Source organism: Hafnia sp. HMSC23F03 (assembly GCF_001816025.1).
GTDB classification, from domain to species: Bacteria; Pseudomonadota; Gammaproteobacteria; order Enterobacterales; family Enterobacteriaceae; genus Hafnia; species Hafnia paralvei.
Genome location: NZ_KV824244.1, coordinates 33,960 through 39,861 on the forward strand (window position 1 = coordinate 33,960; position 5,902 = coordinate 39,861).

At 37.7% G+C, this 5,902-nt stretch carries 6 protein-coding genes and 5 pseudogenes; 2 read left to right on the forward strand and 9 right to left on the reverse strand.

Annotated features, from left to right (window positions below; genetic code table 11):
• A pseudogene (locus HMPREF3091_RS23100) lies at positions 1 to 171 on the forward strand (integrase arm-type DNA-binding domain-containing protein); the annotation flags it as partial.
• Here the strand turns inward: HMPREF3091_RS23100 and HMPREF3091_RS23105 are convergent.
• From HMPREF3091_RS23105 to HMPREF3091_RS20420, 7 genes and pseudogenes are all read right to left on the reverse strand, one after another.
• Positions 127 to 318: pseudogene (locus HMPREF3091_RS23105) on the reverse strand (hypothetical protein); the annotation flags it as partial. The pseudogenes HMPREF3091_RS23100 and HMPREF3091_RS23105 sit on opposite strands and share 45 nt — an antisense overlap.
• A 52-nt stretch (positions 319 to 370) precedes the next feature.
• Positions 371 to 757, reverse strand: coding sequence for a hypothetical protein (locus HMPREF3091_RS20395; protein WP_070718592.1), 387 nt, complete (start codon positions 755 to 757; stop codon positions 371 to 373).
• A 593-nt stretch (positions 758 to 1,350) separates the two neighbouring features.
• Positions 1,351 to 1,728: a hypothetical protein gene (locus HMPREF3091_RS20400; protein ID WP_070718595.1), complete on the reverse strand. Its 378-nt coding sequence runs from the start codon at positions 1,726 to 1,728 to the stop codon at positions 1,351 to 1,353.
• 163 nt (positions 1,729 to 1,891) lie between these two features.
• The gene (locus HMPREF3091_RS20405) at positions 1,892 to 2,269 is read right to left on the reverse strand and encodes a hypothetical protein (RefSeq protein WP_371328698.1); all 378 of its coding nucleotides are present in this window, start codon (positions 2,267 to 2,269) and stop codon (positions 1,892 to 1,894) included.
• Between the two features lie 57 nt (positions 2,270 to 2,326).
• A complete protein-coding gene (locus HMPREF3091_RS22565) occupies positions 2,327 to 2,596 on the reverse strand; it encodes a hypothetical protein (protein WP_139146236.1) in 270 nt (89 codons plus the stop codon).
• Positions 2,597 to 2,749: 153 nt separating this feature from the next.
• A complete protein-coding gene (locus tag HMPREF3091_RS20415; RefSeq protein ID WP_139146237.1) occupies positions 2,750 to 3,139 on the reverse strand; it encodes a hypothetical protein in 390 nt (129 codons plus the stop codon).
• Positions 3,140 to 3,300: 161 nt separating this feature from the next.
• Positions 3,301 to 3,774: pseudogene (locus tag HMPREF3091_RS20420) on the reverse strand (hypothetical protein).
• Positions 3,775 to 4,289: 515 nt separating this feature from the next.
• Here HMPREF3091_RS20420 and HMPREF3091_RS23110 point away from each other — a divergent pair.
• Positions 4,290 to 4,562, forward strand: a pseudogene (locus tag HMPREF3091_RS23110) (Arm DNA-binding domain-containing protein); the annotation flags it as partial.
• 281 nt (positions 4,563 to 4,843) lie between these two features.
• Here HMPREF3091_RS23110 and HMPREF3091_RS20425 read toward each other — a convergent pair.
• Complete coding sequence (locus HMPREF3091_RS20425) at positions 4,844 to 5,533, reverse strand: HNH endonuclease (RefSeq protein WP_070718604.1); 690 nt, start codon at positions 5,531 to 5,533, stop codon at positions 4,844 to 4,846.
• A pseudogene (locus tag HMPREF3091_RS22380) lies at positions 5,533 to 5,712 on the reverse strand (tyrosine-type recombinase/integrase); the annotation flags it as partial. The gene HMPREF3091_RS20425 and the pseudogene HMPREF3091_RS22380, both read right to left, overlap by 1 nt.
• Between the last annotated feature and the right edge of the window lie 190 nt (positions 5,713 to 5,902).

Consider the following 5,902-nt stretch of genomic DNA (forward strand, 5'->3'; position numbering starts at 1 on the left):
CTACCCCGATGTGTCTCTGTTTAAAGCGCGGCAGTTGCGCGATGCGGCACGGGCTAAAGTTCGCGAGGGGGCGATCCTTCCGCTGATAAGAAAATCGCTCAGCAGAAAAAGAAAAATGGGCAGATGCTTCTCTACATCACTGACCGTTATACCGTCCAGCGCCGTCTGCAGCAGGTGGCCGTTGCCGTAGTAGAGGTGGCTGATGTGCTGCCCGTCGGGGGGCGTGATATCGCAGGGGTTACCGAGGACGTCACGCTGAAACCGGAGACTGCCTTAGCCGGTATGCTCATCCGTCAGCCACCCACTGCGGTCATATTTCTTAAGGCAGTCGAAGATACAAAATTTATGGTATTAACTCCTTAATGCCAGATTAAAACATAGCTCCTGGTGGCCAGAAAAAATAAGATATAACACTCCACTGTCCATCTTTATAATGAAACCAGCATGTCAAATTTAAGTCATCCTCCAAGTGCCAGAGCACTTCTTTAATCGGGACATCTTTGAACTTTGGATCTGTTATAGGATAGGTTTGATTCAGGCCGACATTATACTCCCCAATGAATTTATGTCTCGGCTTTATATGTTCATAAGCTGGAATGCCATATTTTTGTAAAAAATAAGTATCGCTATCCCCATTTTTAATATTATTTTCTTCATAATATTTAGTGGATTGAATGGTCGTTGACGGCGTAAGTGCATTTACCGGAACTACGTAAGCTATTGAAATAAAAATCACCAGGATAGAAACTCGTTTCATTTATTTACCGTCAAAAGAGCGAAGATTGCATTAGGAATTATTACGTTCAAAAATATAGTAGCATCTTCAACATATACTACCCTGAGTTCCATTCTTATATTCATCATCTCGCTAATATCCCCAATATACAGTGACAAAGAGCCATAATCATCATTTAGACACATTGCTGATGAGTAAACTCTCCTCCAATACTCATTGCCCCAGATAAATGCAGTGAAAACATAAAATTCAAAAATACATCAACGCAAAGTAAATAATACTGATAAAAGTAGTGCCCTTAACGAATTCAGAATTTATTTATCATTATATTAGCAACCTAATAAATCGCTAAAAACCCTGCCAGAATAGGGAATTTCAGCACCCAGTCACAGCGAAACCACATACAACCCTTTGCAGTTCAGTTACCAGAACCAGACTTGCACAGATGTACCTTGCGCCAGTATTTTTCCTATCACGGTAGTTGGCTCTTGCTCGGTAGTTTCATTTCCAAGATGTCATCAAGTAACGAGAGCAATATTTGAGTGTGCTGTAGTCATCAGTTATTTTATTGCTTATAGATACAAAATCCAAGATATTGATTCGTTAATATCGAATTAAAAATCAGCCCCTGGTGGCCAGAAAACATATGAAATAACGACCCATTGCCCATCCTTATAATGAAGCCAACATGTCAAATTCAAATCACCCTTCAAATTCCAGAACATCTCTTTAATAGGAATGTTTTTGAATTTAGAGATTCTCGAAGGGTAGGTTTGCTCTATACTTTCGTAATAAACGCCTAAAAAATAATGTCTTGGTTTTGTAATTTGATGGTCAGGTTTTCCATATTGTTTCACAAGAAACTCTTCACTGTCGTTTTTGTGTACTTCATTCCTGTTGTTGTAGTATTCAAAATTAAGAGGGAATTCAGAAGTCTGAGCAGCACATGTTGACATCAGTCCAAAAATGACAAATAAAAAATACCATTGCATATTATTTTACACTCGCAAGAGGAAGATATAGCTGGGTAAAACTTTGTTTAATATTTTCAATAAACACAAAAACAGAGATCTACAAGAAAAATACTGCGTTTCTCTTTGTGTCTATATATCACCTACGGATTTAACCCCGATAGTTATTATATTGAATACTGGATTAAAACAAAGTTCCTGGTTCCCAGAATATATATGATATAACTGTCCATTTCCTGTCTTTATAATGAAACCAGCAGGTCAGGTTTAAATTTGAGTTGATATGCCAAAACATTTCTTTAATCGGTATGTTTTTTAATTCTGGATTCGTCGAACGATAAGTATTCTCTATGTCAATATAATATTCACCCACAAATTTATAGCGAGGTTTTATGAACTGATGTTCAGGCTGACCATATTCTTTTAACAAGATATTATCCTCAACACCTTTAAGCATCCCGCTTTCATTTAAGTAAACATGTTCAGGAATTCTAGCCATACTGCTTATTGTTAAACCACCCAACAAAAAAATAAAAACGATTATCAGGTGCATTCTGTTCATTTTTCATACTCTTAATAGAGGTTAACTTTTTTAAAATCAACAATATCTCAACGTATATCAAAAAGTTTTAAATTTTTCCTTGGGAAGAAAATACACAGGTTTTGCATCATTTCCAATATAAACGCCATCTGATTTCCATTTTACAATTCCCCATTGGTCGATAATATCGGCGAAATTAACATCATCAAGATCATATTTAGATACACCTATCACTCCAATATCATGAGAGAAAAAATCGTCAACACTTCTATAAATTTTTGCCTTTATTTGTACTCTCCCATCAACGTGACTCCCCAGATAAATACAAATTTTGTATTTTTGATTCATGTCAAACGAATCATTTGACCAACTAATGGCGATGGTTTTTGTATGATAAAAATGATTCTGGTAAATGAAAAAAGAAACAGTTATCATTAAAATAAATGAAAATACAATATAACAGCCATGTATTTTTTTCTGCATCAGATTAATACACATAAATTACCTATGCTTTGCCAAATCTGCTTTAGATATAAAATATCGTGCAGTTGTATTTCCGATATAAACTCCCTCAGGGCGCCAGTCCACACAGCTCCAATTATCATAGACTTTATTGCGTTCATCTATGCCAATAACGCCAAAATCCATATAATAAGAAATAAAATTGAAGTTCTGGTGGTTAATATAGATCATCAGTTTAACTTGTACCTTATCACCTATCTCTTCACCTTTATAAACATAAGCCCCATATAATTTTTTTCCGTAAGGCCCATCCCCCCAACTTACAATGATGATATTATTATATACGTAAAAATATTGATTCACATAACCTTTGCCAATAAATACCAGTAAGGCACAAATAAAAATGTATCTTTTGTATATAAATTTCATTTTATTAAAAACCATGGCATAAGCGTTTTCTATTTATCTTATATATACCATAAATATTAGTACCAAGTTTGTAAACTGACATGAATTAATCCCTTTTTCTCCAGTTATCCATCCCTAATCCAGGCTTCCCTTTTGACCACTATTCCACATACCGGATATGGTTATTCATCCTTACACCCTAACCCCCTACGTTGCGCCACTTCATCTGCAAATGTCACACCCGTTTTTTTTATTATTATTTGCTGTATTTTTTGCAACTCTGGGAACGATATTTGTTTGCATGTATATTCTTCCCATACATCACCCGTTTTAGGACTAATAGAAAACATCCCTCATATGTCTGTTGCACCAACTGAAGGTGAGTCGTAGCCAACCCCAAAGGTATAATAGCCTGGGTGAAAAGCTTTCCCTTGTTTATCCTTCAAATCATCATCTATAAAAATACCAGGCAGCGATACATTATATTTTTCGTTTTTTAGTGAGAAAACCAGTAATGACTTCGCCTGCATCTCAGTAAGACCAACATTGCCAATCTTAGTTGAATCGAAATGAGGAATATCTAACAAAAGAGTTTCAGCGCAGCTGCCTGCGGAAAAAACAACAATAAATATCAAGAATGTTATTTTACTGAACATTCCATTCTCCGCTTAATCATACCAATAATATCAATCAATTCCTTGGCATATCAGGGAAAGATCATGATAAGTATAAGTCATCATGTTTTTGATGAGTTTAGAAAAATTTAACACTCACAACCGAATGACAACACGCATTTAAGTGATTATCGAACACATACTGTATGTGATATATCTAATTCTAACTTGAAATTACACTTATCTTGCTATTTGTATGAAAACATACTTTTCGTGATCTTTCCCTGAGCGTAATTGATGGATATTTTACATTTTAGTTCATGCGCTACCGCCATACCCTGATAGTTTTTATCTGCACAAAATTATTGTAAGTCAATTGATAATGAAAATACATGCTGAACGAAGTAACGCTAATAATCCCATAGTGACACAGCCTGAACACAAAATAACGATGAACCTTATGATGTAACAGATTGACTGACGCAGTACGGTTAGTTGATGAGCAGCGTGATCAATCGGCAGGATGATGATTTGGCGTAGCCAAATAATATCTTTGCATAGATACAGCTATTCGCAAGATCAAACCCACCGATAAATCCTTCAAGCTTACCGCCAGTTTAGGACTGTACCTGCTGATCAAACCTAACGGTTCAAAATTCTGGTACATGAAGTACCGCATCGACGGCAAAGAGAAAAAACTGGCCTTTGGCCCCTACCCCGATGTGTCTGTTTAAAGCCCGGCAGTTGCGCGATCCGGCACGCGCTAAAATCCGCGAGGGAGCGATCCTGCCGCTGATAAGAAAATTGCTCAGCAGAAAAAGAAAAATGGCTGTTGTTCCAATCGTTGGTGAATAGTAAGAACGGTTGCTAATGGTGATAGGCGGATTTTATATACCAAAAAACCGCCTATCGGCGGTCACGATACTGCTTTATTGCTTTGATTATTCTAGTAAAATTCTTGGTGCCCGGGACGAGACTTGAACTTGTACAGCCTTACAGTCGATGGATTTCCAAAACATTAATAGGTTTAGATAAATCAATAATTAACTATTATAAAAGAAATTTTTCATTCTGAAATTTCATTTATGCCCCACTGAAAACGAGCTGTCAGCTACTCACGAGCTAGCCGGCTAATTTTCATATACAACGCATTCACCAATGAATACTTATTCTCAGAATAGTGAAATGCTCTATGGCAATTTGGACACAATGCGACAGCATTTTCTACCGTGTCAGAACCACCATTAGCCAGGTGCTTTATATGGTGCACTTCCAAATAAGGACGCCCATCGTCTAGTACAAATGGTGCTTTAGCATCACAATTCTCACACTTCCCTTGCGACTGCTGAAGTACATAAGCCTTTACGAGCGGGTCACGCATCGTGACTTTAGTTTCTTGTATTCTCTGTTCTGGATTTTTTTTTCCAGCAGGTTTCTCTATCTTTCCAAGTTTGAGCAACCGCGACACCTGTTTTTCAAACTGCTCGTCGCCACTACCAGTCACAGGGTCAATGGCTTCAATCAACTGATTAAGCTCTGCTAGTTTCTTAGTTCCTACATTAGAAGCGGGTTTTAGGCCAGTAACCCACTCGCGCCCTAGCTGCATATAGGCATAGGAAATATTCTGCATTCGATATTCGAAAGATTTCGGCGTACGACCAAAGCGCTCACTCAACTCCTTATAGTAATCTAACTTTGAAAAACCAACTCCCATCGCCGCTTTATGCCTCATCTGGGCATACACCTCAACGGCAGCCCGGAGTTCTTCTTCAGTCCATTCTTTCTGATTGTTGTCCATCATTACTGACCTAATTTATCATACGGATTCAACTGCACCGCTGCATCAAGGTGATCCGGTGCAAAGTGCGCATACCGAATTGCCATCTGTGTTGAGGTATGCCCCAGCATCTCTTTTAGCACCAAGATATTACCACCATTCATCATAAAATGACTCGCGAAGGTATGACGTAATACGTGGGTTGACTACTATTCGGATAGGATATAAGACTGCGCGATATGATCGTAAAATTTAGCCTGTGTAGGTAGTTGGCGGTCAATAAAAATTTAACACATTCCTGCTTTTGTATGATGATAGCGAGAAATAATATTAGGACGGATATTAGGAAAGCTGTTTTTCAGGCACAAAAAAACCGCCTCTCGGCGGTCACGA